Consider the following 14176-nt stretch of genomic DNA (forward strand, 5'->3'; position numbering starts at 1 on the left):
TGCGCCAGCCTACTGACGAAGTGACGCATGTGACTGTAGTGACGCGCCCGGGCGCGCGGTTAGCGAGCCATTGCGGCGTAGCCCTCGGACAGGCCGCGCAGCTGTCCCGCACCGTCGCCGGTGAACGACGCGCCGTGCATCAGTGCGAGCGTGGTCGGCTGCAATCGAGCCAACTGCTCCAGCGTGGGCGCCAGGTTCGTGGTCAGGCCGGTGGCATGGAACAACGCCTCGGCCTCTAAAGCCGGTGCGACGCAATCGGATTCGGTCAAAGCCGTGGTCTTGCCGGTGTGGGTGAGCAGATCACCGGCCAGCAGCGTCGACGTCGTCTCGTCGAACCACAGCCCGCTTTCCCAGTTGTGCGGAACGTGCGGCGTCGCGATGAACCGCAGCCGGTGCCCGCCGATATCGTGCGCGTCGCTGTCCGGGGCCACCACCGGAGGCCGGTCGCACATGTCGGTCAGCGACAACATGATCGCCAGCGGACCGTGGATGACTTCGGCGTGTGGGGCGGCGGCCAGCAGCATGTTCATCGCCCCGCATTCGTCGGCCTCGAGGTGGGCGAACGAGATCCACCGCAGCCGCTCCAATGGGATCACCTTCGCAATCGCCTCCGACACCAGCGAGAAGAGCTGGCGCATGCCGCAGTGGAACAGGAACGGCTGCTCGCCGGTCAGCAGGAACTGGTTGAACGTAAAGCCGTGTTCGGTGATACCCGGTACCCACGTGGAAAGCCGGAAGATGCCGTCGGCGATTTCGTCGACGTCGGTGTGCAGCCCAGTATTCATGCGTTCATCGTGCGCGCCGTCGTGCAGTAGTGTCCAAAACAATGGACATTTCATGCGCGTTCGCAACATCGTCCGAGACTCCTGCGCATGTGGAGTTGGCCGAAACTCTTGGCTACCAGCGTGCGTGGCTCTACGACTCGCCGGCCATCCTCCCGGATGTGTGGATGGTGCTCAGCCGGTGCGCGGAGCGCACGTCGCGCATCGGCCTTGGGCCGGGAGTGCTGGTGCCCAGCCTGCGCCATCCGATGGTGAATGCCGCCGCCATCGCCGAGCTGGTCGCGCAAGCGCCCGAGCGGGTGACCGTGGCGATCGGCTCCGGCTTTACCGGTCGCTTCGCGCTCGGCAAGAAGCCGATGCCGTGGCGGCAGGTTGCCGAGTACGTCCGTTGCCTGCGGGCGCTTCTCGCGGGCCAAACCACCGAATGGGACGGGGCGACGATACGCATGCTGCAGCTGCCCGGCTTCGGCGCCGAGCGGCCGATCGACGTGCCGATCCTGATCGGCGCCGACGGCCCCAAGGGTTTGGCCGTGGCGGCCGAACTCGGCGACGGCGTGTTCTCCGCCGCGCTGCCCCAACCCGACGCGGCCAAGGTCTCGCCGTGGCGGGCGCTGCTGGCGTTCGGCACTGTGCTCGACGACGGCGAGGAGCTGACTTCTGCGCGGGTCGCCGACGCCGCGGGGCCCGGGGCGGTGGTGATGTACCACGCCATGTACGAACGCGGCGGCGCCGACGCCGTCGACGCACTACCCGGTGGGCGTGCGTGGCGTGAAGCGATCGAAGCCTACCCCGAGAACGAGCGGCATCTCGCGATCCACGAGGGACATCTGATGAAGGCGAACCCGCGCGACGAGCCGCACGTCGCCGACCTGATCCCGTTCGCCAGCTCGACGGCGTTGACCGGCACTGCCGCGCAGATCGCGCAGAAGATCGATCACCTCGCGTCACTCGGCGTCACCGAGATTGCCTACCAGCCGGCCGGATCCGACATCCCACGCGAGCTAAGGGCTTTCGCGTCCGCCGTCGGTCTGGCGAGCTAATCCCGCCTCGGCCGCACGATGCACGGCGTGGACGATGCCCTGATACCCGGTGCAGCGGCAGAAGTTGCCGGACAGGCCCTCGCGGATCTCGGCGTCGGTGGGATGGGGGTTGTCGCGCAGCAGCGCAGTGATTGACATGACGAAACCCGGTGTGCAGAAACCACATTGCAGACCGTGGCATTCGCGCATGGCCTTCTGCACCGGCGACAGCTCGCCGTCGGGGGAGGCCACTCCCTCGACCGTCGTCACCTCCGTGCCATCCACCTGGACGGCGAAGATCAGGCAGGACCGCACCGCGTAGCCGTCGAGCAACACGGTGCACGCACCGCAGGCGCCGTGTTCGCAGCCCAGATGTGTGCCGGTGAGACCGCACTTTTCGCGAAGGAAGTCTGCCAGCGTCATGCGTGGTTCGACGTGGGCCGCGACGTCGTAGCCGTTGACGGACAGCCGGACCGACTGTTCATGCATCGAGCGCCTCCGTGCTGGCCTGCGTCCACGCCCGCGCCACCATCGTGGCGCCGACCTTGCGGCGGTATTCGGCCGACCCCTGCAGGTCGGCGGGAATGTCGTCGAGCCCGTCCACCGCGAGCCCGCCGATCTCCTCGGCTGTCAGCTCGCCCACCGAGTTGCCCACGACGGCCTGCTCGGCCGTCGATGCGCGGCGAGGGGTGGAGCCCAGGCCCAACAGCCCGATCGCGCAGCGCGACACCCGGTCGTCGTCGTCGACTTGGACTGCCGCCACCGCACCCGCGATCGCGAAATCACCGTGCCGGCGCGCGAATTCGTGGACCGCGTAGCCACAGCGGCCGGTCCAGACCGGGAACCGCACCGTCGTCAAGATTTCGTCGGACGCCAGCGACGTCTCCCACAGCCCGGTAAAGAATTCCGCGGCCGGAATCCGACGGTGGCCGCGCGACGAGACCGCCTCCATCTGCGCGTCAAGTGCCAGCGCGACCGCGGCGTACTCGGCCGCGGGATCGGCGTGGGCGATCGAGCCGCCGAGCGTACCTCGGGTGCGGATCTGGAAGTGCCCGATGTAGGGGGTGGCGAGCGTCAACAGCGGAACCGAGTCGGCCACTTCGTCGTCCATGCCGACGAATGAGTGCGGGGTCGTCGCACCGATCTCCACCTCGCCGTCGATCAGGTCGATGTTGCGCAACTCCTCGAGCCGGGAGATGTCGATCAGGTTCTCGAAGTAGGTGAGTCGCATGGCCAGCATCGGGACCAGGCTTTGCCCACCGGCGAGGATCTTGGCGTCGTCGCCGTATTCGCCGAGCAGCTGCACCGCCTCGTCGACGGTGTCGGGGCGGTGGTAGGCGAACGAGGCGGCTTTCATCTGCGGCGGCCCAGCACGAATCCGATCGCGCAGCCCAGCGCCAACCCGATCAGCACCGGCGCGGCCCGCTTGGCCAGCGGCAGCGCCACCACTTTGAGCAGGTCGACGGAGTCGCTGTCCGCTGGCTGAGCCAAATCGCCTGCGGCGGGCTGGGTTTCAGCAGAGCCCAACACATCGGCCTCAAGGCGCTTGGCGAATTTGGCGATCAGGTTGGTGGCCACGTCGGCCAGCACACCGCGGCCGAACTGTGCGGCTTTGCCCGAGATAGTGAGGTCGGTGGTGATCACCACGTCGGTGGCATTGCCGAGGTCTTTGAGCGCAGCGGTCACCACCGCGGCGGCGTTGCCGCTACCGCGCGTCTCCTTGCCGTCGGCCTTGAGCACCACCCGCTGCGCGGCCGCATCCTTTTCCAGGAAGGTGGCTTTCCCCTTGTAGGACACGGTAATCGGTCCCACCTTGACTTTGACGGCGCCGGTGAACTCGTCGCCGTCGACGCTCAGCAGGGTGGCGCCGGGCAGGCAAGGCGCTACCCGCTCGACGTCGGTGAGCACCTCCCAGGCCTTGGCCGCGGGCACCGGGACCCGAAATTCGTTGTTGAGCTCCACGTTTCAGGATCCTTTCCTGGCTTGCTCGATCAGCGACACGATCGACGCGGGGCTGGCCGGCAGGCGGGTGAGCGTGACACCCAGCGGCGCAAGCGCGTCGTTGATCGCGTTGATCACCGCCGGCGTCGACCCGATGGCCCCGCCCTCGCCGACGCCCTTGTAGCCGCCGACACCGGGGCCGGGGATTTCGACGTGACCGAACTCGATTGGCGGAACTTCGGTGGCCGTCGGCAGCAAGTAGTCGACAAAGGTCGACGACAGCGGGTTGCCCTCGTCGTCGTAGACCAGATTTTCCAGCAGCGCACCGCCGATGCCTTGCACGGTGCCGCCGGCGATCTGGCCCTCCACCACATTGGGATTGATCATCGGGCCGACGTCCTCGCTGACGATGTAGCGCAGCAGCGTGACGTGGCCGGTCTCGATGTCGACCTCGCAGGTGCAGGTGTGGGTGGCGTTGGCCCAGTGGATCGGCGCCTGCGAGGTGAAGCGGGCGCTCGCCTCCAGGGACGCCGACGTGCCCGGCGGCAGTTGTTGCGGCTCGTAGTAGGCCCGGTACGCCAGGTCTGCGAGGCTGACGCTTTTCTCGGCGGCGCTGGCCTGCGAATTGGCCAGTACTACATCGGTTTCCGACACGCCGAGGTAGTGCGCGGCAATCGCCACCAGCTGGTTGCGCAGCAAGGTTCCCGCCTCGTTGACTGCCCCCGCGGTCATCGGCCCGCTGCGGCTGCCCTGGGTGCCCGCCCCGTACGGCGTCACCGCCGTGTCGCCCTGGATGCAGGCCACGTCGTCGATGTCGGCGCCCAGTGCGTCGGCTGTCAACTGCACGACGGTGGTCTCAATGCTGTTGCCGGTCGAGCCGCCGTTGACGTAGACGTTGACCTTGCCGGTCGGCTCGATGCGGATCGTCGCGCCCTCGGTGGCCAGATGCCCGGTGGCCGCGCCGGTCGGTTCGATGTACGCCGAAAACCCAAGCCCCAGATACCGTCCCTGCGCCAACGCGTCGCGCTGCTCCTTGCGGAAGCCCTCGTGGTCGAGGATCTTCACCGCCTGTTCGAACGTCTCGGCCGGCGCGACGTGGTCGTACGGCATGCCGTTGGGGTTGAAGTACGGCATCTCGTCGCGGCGCAACAGGTTTCGCCGCCGCAGCTCCACCGGATCCATGCCCATCTTGCGGGCGGCGATGTCGAGCAGGATTTCGCGGGTCAGCGTTTCGTACTGCCACGGCCCGCGGTAGGCCGCCAGGCCGGCGGTGTTGGAGAACACCGTCTTGTAGTTGAAGCTGGCCTTGGGCACCCGATACGGGCCGGGGAAGAACATGCCGATAGCGGCGGTGGTCAGCACCGGGTACGGCGTGGGATAGGCGCCGACGTCCTGCACGAAGTCGATGTCGGCCGCCAGGATGGCGCCGTCGTCGTCGAAAGCCATTCGGGCCGAGCCGGTTAGCTCGCCGAAGAGCCGCACCGAGATCATGTTCACCGAGACCACCGCGACCAGCGCGATCAGCGCGAGCGTCCACTGCGGGATCACGTGGAACGCGGACCAATAGTGAAAGTACTTCGCAATCGCGGTCGAGTCGACGATCCCCGTCATCGACCAGTTCAGGAAGTACATCCAGCCGGCGACGAATGCCGCTTTCTCGCCGAAGAACTCGCGGGCGTAGGAGACGAACGAGCCCGACGACGGTCGGTGCAGCACCAATTCACCGAGCGCGCGCAGGATCAGGAACACGAAACCGCCGCAGATCCCGTAGGCCAGGAACAAGCCCGGGCCAGCTGACTCGAGTCGCCCACCGGCACCCAGGAAGAGCCCCGTACCGATGGCGCCGCCGATCGCGATCATCTGCAGTTGGCGCGGCCGCAGATCGTGGTGGTAACCGGCGTCCTCGCGGGTGAGCAGGTCGGTGGGGACTTGCTCGGGTACCGCCGGAGCGGGTGTGTCGGGCAGCGGTGGCATCGGGTTCCTATCGTCGTGACTGGACGCATCGCTGCGACGCGGGCAAACAAGGGTATCCGACAGACTCGCCCGGCCGGTGTGGAACCAGCCGAGCTGTAGTTTTCCACCGCGCCCGGCGCGGCTCGCTGATAAGTTCAACGGCCATGGCGAACCCCGGCCGCCTGTTGTTCAATCCGAACACGTACGACCCGCGGCAGTTCGATCCCGAGACGCGCCGCCTTCTGCGTGCCCTGATCGACTGGTTCGAGGGACGCGGCAAGACGAAGCTGCTGGCCGACGATCTCGACGCGGTGTGGGTGTCGGACTTCCTGGATTTCATCAAGCGAGAGCGAATCTTCGCCACCTTCCTCACGCCGTCGGAGTACGGCGCCGGGGACCCAAACAAGCGCTGGGACACCTCGCGCAACGCCGCGCTCAGCGAGATCCTGGGGTTTTACGGGCTGGCCTACTGGTACGCCGAGCAGGTCACGATCCTCGGCCTCGGGCCGATCTGGCAAAGCGACAACAGCCAGGCCAAGGCGCGCGCGGCAGCACAACTGGAAGCAGGCGGCGTGATGGCATTCGGGCTCTCAGAGCGCGAGCACGGCGCGGACATCTACCACACCGATATGGTCCTGACGCCGGCAACCGACGACGGCGTCGTTTTCCGCGCGTCGGGCGAGAAGTACTACATCGGCAACGGCAATGTGGCCGGCATGGTGTCGGTGTTCGGGCGGCGCAGCGACGTCGAGGGCGCCGACGGTTATGTGTGGTTCGTCGCCGACAGCGGTCACGAGAATTACGAGCTGATCGGCAACGTCGTGCACGGCCAGATGTATGTCAGCAACTTCCGGCTCAACGACTACCCGGTCCGCGAAGAGGACATCCTGTGTGCAGGACCCGAGGCTTTCTCGGCCGCCCTCAACACCGTCAACGTCGGGAAATTCAACCTGTGCACCGCCTCGATCGGGATGTGCGAGCACGCGTTCTACGAGGCGATCACGCACGCGAACAATCGCATTCTGTACGGCAACCCGGTCACGGACTTCCCGCACGTGCGGGCGAGCTTTGTCGACGCCTACGCCCGGCTGATCGCGATGAAGCTCTTCAGTGACCGCGCGATCGACTACTTCCGCAGCGCCAGCCGAGACGACCGCCGCTACCTGCTGTTCAACCCGGTGACCAAGTCAAAAGTCACCTCCGAGGGCGAAATTGTGGTCACCCTGCTGCAAGACGTCATCGCCGCCAAAAGCTTTGAGAAGAACACCTACTTCGCCGAGGTCGCGCGGTTGATCGGTTGCCTGCCGCGGCTCGAGGGGACGGTGCACGTCAACGTCGCGCAGATCCTGAAGTTCATGTCCAACTACATGTTCAACCCAGCCCCGTATCCCGAGATCAGCACTCGCAACGACCCGGCCGACGACGTTTTCTTCTGGGCGCAGGGGCCGGCACGGGGCGCAGCCAAGGTGCAGTTCGCGGATTGGGCGCCCGTCTACGAAAAATCGCTGGATATACCCAACGTCGCCCGCTTCTACGAGCAGGCCGGGGCGCTGAAGGAACTGCTGGCCACTGCCGCGCCGGACGCCGACCAGCAGCGCGACCTCGACTTCATTCTCGTCGTCGGGCACTTGTTCACGCTCGTCGTCTACGGCCAGCTGATTCTCGAGCAGGCCAACCTGCTCGGCCTCGACCGTGAGCTGGTGGACCAGATCTTCGACTTCCAGATCCGCGACTTTTCCGCACATGCCGTCGCTTTGCACGGCAAGCCGAGTTCCACGGCCGCACAACAGGAGTGGGCGCTATCGGCGGTGCGCAAACCGGTCGTCGACGCAGACCGCTTCGACCGGGTGTGGGCGCAGGTGAGGGCCTACGACGGCGCCTACGCGATGCGCCCATAGGATCTGGGCGCCGCCCAGCGTGCGCTGAGGGCGGGGATCTGGCGATTTTCCCGCCCTGAATGCACGCTCGACGCTGAAGCCGCCGGGCGCGGGAACAAACCCGCAAGCAGCGTCGTTGACCACTTCGACAACTTGAGTGTACCTGGCTCAACTAACGGCTTGACAGCACCGCAGCGCCGGAGGCAGGCTTGAGCGGGGTTCACTCAGCGTAGTGCAATACGAAGCTCGACTATCAGGGAGGATTCACCATGGCTCGTGCGGTCGGCATCGACCTCGGGACCACCAACTCCGTCGTCTCAGTTCTGGAGGGTGGCGATCCCGTCGTCGTCGCCAACTCCGAGGGCTCCCGGACCACTCCGTCGATCGTCGCGTTCGCGCGCAACGGTGAGGTGCTGGTCGGTCAGCCCGCCAAGAACCAGGCGGTGACCAACGTCGACCGCACCGTGCGGTCGGTCAAGCGGCACATGGGCACCGACTGGAAGATCGAAATCGACGGCAAGAAGTACACCGCGCAGGAGATCAGCGCGCGGATTCTGATGAAGCTGAAGCGTGACGCCGAGGCCTACCTCGGTGAGGACATCACCGACGCGGTGATCACCACCCCCGCCTACTTCAACGACGCCCAGCGGCAGGCCACCAAGGAGGCCGGCCAGATCGCGGGCCTCAACGTGCTGCGGATCGTCAACGAGCCGACCGCGGCCGCGCTGGCCTACGGCCTGGACAAGGGCGAGAAGGAGCAGCGGATCCTGGTGTTCGACCTCGGCGGCGGCACCTTCGACGTGTCGCTGCTGGAGATCGGCGACGGTGTCGTGGAAGTCCGCGCCACCTCGGGTGACAACCACCTCGGCGGTGACGACTGGGACGACCGGATCGTCAACTGGCTGGTCGACAAGTTCAAGGCCAGCAGTGGCATCGACCTCACCAAGGACAAGATGGCGATGCAGCGGCTGCGGGAAGCGGCCGAGAAGGCCAAGATCGAGCTGTCCAGCTCGGGCAGCACGTCGATCAACCTGCCCTACATCACCGTCGACGCGGACAAGAACCCGCTGTTCCTCGATGAGCAGCTGACGCGGGCGGAGTTCCAGAAGATCACCCAGGATCTGCTGGACCGCACCCGCAACCCGTTCCAGCAGGTGATCAAGGACGCCGGTATCTCGGTGTCGCAGATCGACCACGTCGTGCTGGTGGGTGGCTCGACCCGGATGCCCGCGGTGACCGACCTGGTCAAGGAGCTCACCGGCGGCAAGGAGCCCAACAAGGGCGTCAACCCAGACGAGGTTGTCGCGGTGGGTGCCGCGCTGCAGGCCGGTGTGCTGAAGGGCGAGGTGAAAGATGTTCTGCTGCTTGACGTTACGCCGCTGAGCTTGGGTATCGAGACCAAGGGTGGCGTGATGACCAAGCTGATCGAGCGCAACACCACGATCCCGACCAAGCGCAGCGAGACGTTCACCACGGCCGACGACAACCAGCCGTCGGTGCAGATCCAGGTCTATCAGGGTGAGCGCGAGATCGCCGCGCACAACAAGCTGCTCGGTTCTTTCGAGCTGACCGGTATTCCCCCGGCGCCGCGTGGCGTGCCGCAGATCGAGGTCACCTTCGACATCGACGCCAACGGCATCGTGCACGTCACCGCCAAGGACAAGGGCACCGGTAAGGAGAACACGATCAAGATCCAGGAGGGCTCCGGCCTGTCCAAGGAAGAGATCGACCGCATGATCAAGGACGCCGAGGCGCACGCCGAGGAGGACCGCAAGCGTCGCGAGGAGGCCGACGTCCGCAACCAAGCCGAGACGCTGGTCTACCAGACGGAGAAGTTCGTCAAGGAGCAGCGTGAGGCCGAGGGCGGCTCGAAGGTGCCCGAGGACACCCTGAACAAGGTTGACGCCGCGGTCGCCGACGCCAAGAAGGCGTTGGAGGGCACCGACATTGGTGCCATCAAGTCGGCCATGGAGAAGCTGGGCCAGGAGTCGCAGGCGTTGGGTCAGGCCATCTACGAGGCCACCCAGGCCGCGCAGGCCGCCGGCGGCCCCAGTGGCGGTGACGGGTCCAGCGGCGGTGCCGACGACGTGGTTGACGCGGAGGTGGTCGACGATGACCGGGAGGCCAAGTGACGGAAGGCAATCCACGCGAACAGGTAACGGTCACCGACAAGCGGCGGATTGATCCGGAAACCGGCGAGGTGCGTCACGCAGCTTCCGAGCCGGCCCCCAGCGGGCCGGCTCCGGAGGCTGCGACGGCCTCGGCGGCTCCCGACACCGCCGACAAGGTCGCCGAGCTGACTGCCGACCTGCAGCGCGTGCACGCTGACTTCGCCAACTACCGCAAGCGTGCGCTGCGCGACCAGCAGGCGGCGGCCGATCGGGCCAAGGCCACCGTGGTCAGCCAATTGCTGGGCGTGCTCGACGATCTCGACCGGGCGCGCAGTCACGGTGACTTGGAGTCGGGTCCGCTGAAGTCGGTCGCCGACAAGCTGACCAGTGCGCTGAACGGATTGGGGTTGACGGCGTTCGGCGCCGAGGGCGACGACTTCGACCCGGCGCTGCACGAGGCCGTCCAGCACGAGGGTGACGGCGCCGAGGGCTCCAAGCCGGTGATCGGGCACGTGATGCGGCACGGCTACAAACTCGGCGACCAAATCCTGCGGCACGCGCTGGTCGGCGTGGTCGACACCGTTCCAGAAGAGGCCGGCGACGGCGTTGCCGACGCCGAGTCACCCGTCGACGCCGACAACGGTGAGCAGAACGCAGAATCAGAACCGTCGGAGAATTGACGGACGGTTTAATAAACACACATACACAACTACTCCGAAGGTGAGAGGGGGTGACGCGGAATGGCCCAACGCGAGTGGGTCGAAAAAGACTTCTACAAGGAGCTGGGCGTCTCCCCTGACGCCAGCCAGGACGAGATCAAGCGCGCCTACCGCAAGCTGGCCTCCGAGCTGCATCCCGACCGAAACCCCAACAACCCGCGCGCCGCGGACCGGTTCAAGGCCGTCTCCGAGGCCAACAGCGTGCTGTCGGATCCGGCCAAGCGCAAGGAGTACGACGAAACCCGACGGCTGTTCGCGGGCGGCGGATTTGGCCGCCGATTCAACGGCGGCGGTGGCGGTGGATTCGGCGGCTTCGGCATGGGCGGCTACGGCTCCGACGGCGTCGAGTTCAACCTCAACGACTTGTTCGACGCCGCGGGCCGCACCGGTGGAAGCAATATCGGCGACCTGTTCGGCGGCCTGTTCGGACGCGGGGCGTCGACGCCCCGGCCCAGCCGGCCACGGCGCGGCAACGACCTGGAGACCGAAGCCGAGCTGAGCTTCGTTGAGGCCACCAAGGGTGTGGCAATGCCGCTGCGGTTGACCAGCCCGGCGCCGTGTACCAACTGCCATGGCAGCGGGGCGCGGCCGGGCACCAGCCCGAAGGTGTGCCCCACCTGTAACGGCTCGGGTGTAATCAGCCGCAACCAGGGCGCTTTCGGCTTTTCCGAACCGTGCACCGACTGCCGCGGCAGCGGGTCGATCATCGAGCACCCGTGCGCGGAATGTAAGGGCACGGGCGTCACCACCCGGACCCGCACCATTAACGTGCGGATTCCTCCGGGTGTCGAGGACGGGCAACGGATTCGGCTGGCCGGGCAGGGTGAGGCCGGGCTGCGCGGCGCCCCGTCGGGTGACCTGTACGTCACCGTACACGTGCGACCGGACCCGGTGTTCGGACGCGACGGCGACGACCTGACCGTGACCATTCCGGTTACTTTCAGTGAATTGGCTTTGGGCACAACGCTTTCGGTGCCGACGCTGGACGGCAGGGTGGGAGTCAAGGTGCCCAAGGGCACCGCCGACGGCCGCACCCTGCGGGTGCGTGGCCGCGGTGTGCCCAAGCGCAGCGGCGGCAACGGCGATCTGCTGGTCACCGTGAAGGTCGCGGTGCCACCGAATCTGGACGGCGCCGCGAAGGAAGCGCTGGAGGCCTATGCCGCCGCCGAGCGGGCCAGCGGCTTCGACCCGCGGGCCGGATGGGCAGGTAATCGCTGATGGCCAAGAACTCCAAGGAAAAGGACTCGCGAACGTTCCTGATCTCGGTGGCCGCCGAGCTGGCCGGCATGCATGCGCAGACGCTGCGCACCTACGACCGGCTCGGCCTGGTCAGCCCGCAGCGCAGTTCCGGTGGCGGACGGCGGTATTCGCAGCGCGACGTCGAATTGCTCCGCGAGGTGCAGCGGCTTTCCCAGGACGAGGGCGTCAATTTGGCCGGCATCAAGCGCATCATCGAGCTGACCAATCAGGTCGAGGCGCTGCAGGCCCGGCTCAAGGAGATGGCCGCGGAGATCGAAACGCTGCGCGCCAACCAACGGCGCGACCTCGCCGTGATGCCCAAGAGCACCGCGGTCGTGGTCTGGCGGCCCCGGCGTTAAAGCGCGAGCAGACGCAGAATCGCACGAAATCGACCGCGCCAATGCGACTTTGCGTCTGCTCGCGGGTCACACCCGGATCGAGAACTGCGCGACGGCCGAGTCGCCCGGCTGCGCCACCCGGTAACCGCCGCGACGGAGCGCATCGGTGGGCGCGGCCATCGGCTCGAAGCACACCACCTCCTCGGCCGGGGGAGCGAAGACCTGCGCGGCCGGATACCCCTGGTCGAAGCGAACTTCGACGCGTCGGTCGCCGCCGGACACCGCGAACACCGCGCCGTCGGGCACCTGGTCGTAGCCGTCGTCAAAAGCCCTGTCGCCCAATGCTTCCGTGGTCGCTTGCTGCCTGGTCGACTCGCCGGTGGGCAGCCCTTGCCCGTCGAGTTCCAGGTGACGCAGCGGCGGAGTCTCGATGACCCACTCGCTGCGCGGCACGTCGGGAAGTTGCAGGTACGGATGGAAGCCGTAGCATAGCGGAACGGCCTTGCCCGCGGTCGGGGTCACCGACGTGCGGAGGGTCAGCGTACGTTCGGATAGCCGGACGGTCATCGCCAGCAGGTGCGGAAACGGGAAGCTGGCCAACAGGTCTGGGTCGTTGCCGAAGTCCAGTTCGGCGCTCAGCTCGTTGTCCGACCGTGCCACCACGCGCCAGCGTGGATAGGCGGCCAGCAAGCCGTGGATCGGCAAACCGTTCGGGTCGGTACGAAATGTGTTGGGCGCCAAAGTCACATTTTCGCCGTCGACTGCATAAGTGCTGTCGCTCAACCGATTCGCCCACGGATACAACAGCGGGATACCCATCGTCTTGCCGTCGGCGACGTAGGCGTCCAGGCCGCGGCGCTGGCCGAGGAGCTGCACACCGGAGTCGGTCAGCGAGACGCCGATCATCCCGGCGTCCGGCACGAACTGTGCCTCGACGGGCGATGACGGGTCGCGCAGCGTGAGGATCTCCATGATGACGAATCTAGCTGGACAACGGGTCGTGCTGAATGCGCTCGGGCGGCGCCCCTTTGGCGATCAGCGCCGCCTTGGTGGCGCGCACCATCGCCGGCCCGCCGCAGATCAGGATCTGCCGGTCGCTCCAACCGCCGTATCGGGTGACCACCTCGGGCAGCCGGCCGGTCTGGCGGACGTGCAGCCCCCGCGGCGGCGTCACGTCCGGGTAGTCGCGGGCCCACTCCGGGTCGGCGGTGTACTCCGAGACGGGCGACACCGACAGCCACGGGTTGTGCGCCGCAATCTGCCACAGCGTGGGCAGATCGTAGAGCTCGCACGGATAGCGACCGCCGAAGAACATGTGCACCCGCGGGTTCTCACCCCAGCGGGCGAGGTCCATCACGATCGAGCGCAGCGGCGCCAGGCCCGTGCTGCCCGCCACCATCAACACGTCGCCGCCGTCGCGGTCGACCTGCAGCGCGCCGTGCGGACTGGACAGCCGCCACCGGTCACCGGGCTGCGTTTCGCCGACGATGGCGGTACTGACCAGGCCACCCGGCACGGCTCGCACGTGGAATTCGATGGCGCCGCTCTCGTCGGGCGGGATGGCGGGTGTCAGGTAGCGCCACCGCCGCGGGCATTGCGGCACCGCGACGTTGACGTACTGGCCCGGGTGGTAGTGCAGCGGGCGGTCCAGCTGAAGCCGCACCACCGCAAGGTCGCGCGACACCCGCAGGTGTTCGATCACGGTGCCGTCCCACCACGCCGGCCCGTGCTCGGCGTCGGCGGCGCCGCTCATCACCCCGGTGATCAGGTTCAGCGACTGCCGTGCCGCCTCGTCGACCGTGTCGGTCCACGCGTCGGCCAGCTCGTCGCGCAGCGTGGCATACAGCGCTTGGCGCAGCGTCTCGTAATGCTCGGGCGCCACCCCGTATTTGCGGTGGTCGCGGCCGAGCTGAGCCAAAAACGCCACCGGCGACTGGGCGCGCTGCGCGACGAGTTCGCCGTACACCCAGTTCATCGCGTGCGCGAAGGCTGCCCGCTGGCCCGCCATGTCCGGTGGAAACATGTCACGCAGTGCGACGTCGAGGGAAAACCAGCGGGTGTAGAACCGCCCGATCAGGCTACTGGCGTCGCGTGCGGCCTCCTCGTTGAAGACGGCATGCAATACCCGCAGCGCATCCCGGTCTTCTAGGCCCACGGGCGCCGATTTTATGCGCGTTTGTGCTCCTCGGCGGCCCCC

At 67.0% G+C, this 14176-nt stretch carries 13 protein-coding genes and 1 pseudogene; 6 read left to right on the plus strand and 8 right to left on the minus strand.

Translation table 11 applies throughout. From position 1 onward, the window contains the following. Positions 1-59: 59 nt before the first annotated feature. The gene (locus AWB95_RS18085) at positions 60-773 is read right to left on the minus strand and encodes an oxygen-binding di-iron domain-containing protein (protein WP_062539871.1); all 714 of its coding nucleotides are present in this window, start codon (positions 771-773) and stop codon (positions 60-62) included. Positions 774-826: 53 nt separating this feature from the next. Between AWB95_RS18085 and AWB95_RS18090 the strand changes: the two genes are divergently transcribed. Next, the gene (locus tag AWB95_RS18090; protein WP_062539857.1) at positions 827-1822 is read left to right on the plus strand and encodes an LLM class flavin-dependent oxidoreductase; all 996 of its coding nucleotides are present in this window, start codon (positions 827-829) and stop codon (positions 1820-1822) included. Here AWB95_RS18090 and AWB95_RS18095 read toward each other — a convergent pair. From AWB95_RS18095 to AWB95_RS23345, 5 genes and pseudogenes are all read right to left on the minus strand, one after another. Next, entirely contained in the window at positions 1784-2290 is a 507-nt protein-coding gene (locus AWB95_RS18095) for a (2Fe-2S)-binding protein (RefSeq protein WP_062539858.1), read from the minus strand. The two genes, AWB95_RS18090 and AWB95_RS18095, sit on opposite strands and share 39 nt — an antisense overlap. Next, positions 2283-3158, minus strand: coding sequence for an FAD binding domain-containing protein (locus AWB95_RS18100; RefSeq protein WP_062539859.1), 876 nt, complete (start codon positions 3156-3158; stop codon positions 2283-2285). Before AWB95_RS18100 ends, AWB95_RS18095 begins: the two co-directional genes overlap by 8 nt. Then, complete coding sequence (locus AWB95_RS18105; RefSeq protein ID WP_062539860.1) at positions 3155-3763, minus strand: SRPBCC family protein; 609 nt, start codon at positions 3761-3763, stop codon at positions 3155-3157. The genes AWB95_RS18100 and AWB95_RS18105 overlap by 4 nt, the downstream gene beginning before the upstream one ends. Positions 3764-3766: 3 nt before the next feature. Continuing rightward, positions 3767-5224 (minus strand): xanthine dehydrogenase family protein molybdopterin-binding subunit, encoded by a 1458-nt coding sequence (locus AWB95_RS18110; RefSeq protein WP_269745731.1) that lies wholly within the window; start codon positions 5222-5224, stop codon positions 3767-3769. After that, positions 5204-5716 (minus strand): annotated as a pseudogene (locus AWB95_RS23345) (amino acid permease); the annotation flags it as partial. The pseudogene AWB95_RS23345 and the gene AWB95_RS18110, both read right to left, overlap by 21 nt. A gap of 143 nt (positions 5717-5859) precedes the next feature. Between AWB95_RS23345 and AWB95_RS18115 the strand changes: the two are divergent. The 5 genes from AWB95_RS18115 to AWB95_RS18135 all read left to right on the plus strand — a co-directional run bounded on the left by AWB95_RS18115 (position 5860) and on the right by AWB95_RS18135 (position 12000). Then, positions 5860-7593 (plus strand): acyl-CoA dehydrogenase family protein, encoded by a 1734-nt coding sequence (locus tag AWB95_RS18115; protein ID WP_062539861.1) that lies wholly within the window; start codon positions 5860-5862, stop codon positions 7591-7593. Positions 7594-7841: 248 nt separating this feature from the next. Continuing rightward, positions 7842-9704 carry a molecular chaperone DnaK gene (dnaK, locus tag AWB95_RS18120; RefSeq protein WP_062539862.1) on the plus strand — a complete coding sequence of 621 codons (1863 nt, stop codon included), beginning with the start codon at positions 7842-7844 and terminating at the stop codon, positions 9702-9704. Continuing rightward, positions 9701-10363 (plus strand): nucleotide exchange factor GrpE, encoded by a 663-nt coding sequence (gene grpE, locus AWB95_RS18125; RefSeq protein WP_062539863.1) that lies wholly within the window; start codon positions 9701-9703, stop codon positions 10361-10363. The genes dnaK and grpE overlap by 4 nt, the downstream gene beginning before the upstream one ends. Before the next feature lie 60 nt (positions 10364-10423). Then, a complete protein-coding gene (gene dnaJ / locus AWB95_RS18130; protein WP_062539864.1) occupies positions 10424-11620 on the plus strand; it encodes a molecular chaperone DnaJ in 1197 nt (398 codons plus the stop codon). After that, positions 11620-12000 (plus strand): heat shock protein transcriptional repressor HspR, encoded by a 381-nt coding sequence (locus tag AWB95_RS18135; protein ID WP_085168482.1) that lies wholly within the window; start codon positions 11620-11622, stop codon positions 11998-12000. The genes dnaJ and AWB95_RS18135 overlap by 1 nt, the downstream gene beginning before the upstream one ends. A gap of 66 nt (positions 12001-12066) precedes the next feature. Here the strand turns inward: AWB95_RS18135 and AWB95_RS18140 are convergent, their stop codons facing one another. Together AWB95_RS18140 and AWB95_RS18145 are read right to left on the minus strand one after the other, a co-directional pair. After that, positions 12067-12951, minus strand: coding sequence for an aldose 1-epimerase (locus tag AWB95_RS18140; RefSeq protein ID WP_062539865.1), 885 nt, complete (start codon positions 12949-12951; stop codon positions 12067-12069). Positions 12952-12961: 10 nt separating this feature from the next. Then, positions 12962-14134 (minus strand): FAD-binding oxidoreductase, encoded by a 1173-nt coding sequence (locus tag AWB95_RS18145; protein WP_062539866.1) that lies wholly within the window; start codon positions 14132-14134, stop codon positions 12962-12964. Positions 14135-14176: the final 42 nt, after the last annotated feature.

It is taken from the genome of Mycobacterium celatum (genome assembly GCF_002101595.1).
GTDB classification, from domain to species: domain Bacteria; phylum Actinomycetota; class Actinomycetes; order Mycobacteriales; family Mycobacteriaceae; genus Mycobacterium; species Mycobacterium celatum.

Bases quoted from the DNA above. Each gene is read 5' to 3' on its own strand.
- AWB95_RS18090 (WP_062539857.1), top strand. From the start codon at position 827: ATGGACATTTCATGCGCGTTCGCAACATCGTCCGAGACTCCTGCGCAT.
- AWB95_RS18095 (WP_062539858.1), bottom strand. From the start codon at position 2,290: ATGCATGAACAGTCGGTCCGGCTGTCCGTCAACGGCTACGACGTCGCG.
- AWB95_RS18100 (WP_062539859.1), bottom strand. From the start codon at position 3,158: ATGAAAGCCGCCTCGTTCGCCTACCACCGCCCCGACACCGTCGACGAG.
- AWB95_RS18115 (WP_062539861.1), top strand. From the start codon at position 5,860: ATGGCGAACCCCGGCCGCCTGTTGTTCAATCCGAACACGTACGACCCG.
- dnaK (WP_062539862.1), top strand. From the start codon at position 7,842: ATGGCTCGTGCGGTCGGCATCGACCTCGGGACCACCAACTCCGTCGTC.
- dnaJ (WP_062539864.1), top strand. From the start codon at position 10,424: ATGGCCCAACGCGAGTGGGTCGAAAAAGACTTCTACAAGGAGCTGGGC.
- AWB95_RS18135 (WP_085168482.1), top strand. From the start codon at position 11,620: ATGGCCAAGAACTCCAAGGAAAAGGACTCGCGAACGTTCCTGATCTCG.
- AWB95_RS18140 (WP_062539865.1), bottom strand. From the start codon at position 12,951: ATGGAGATCCTCACGCTGCGCGACCCGTCATCGCCCGTCGAGGCACAG.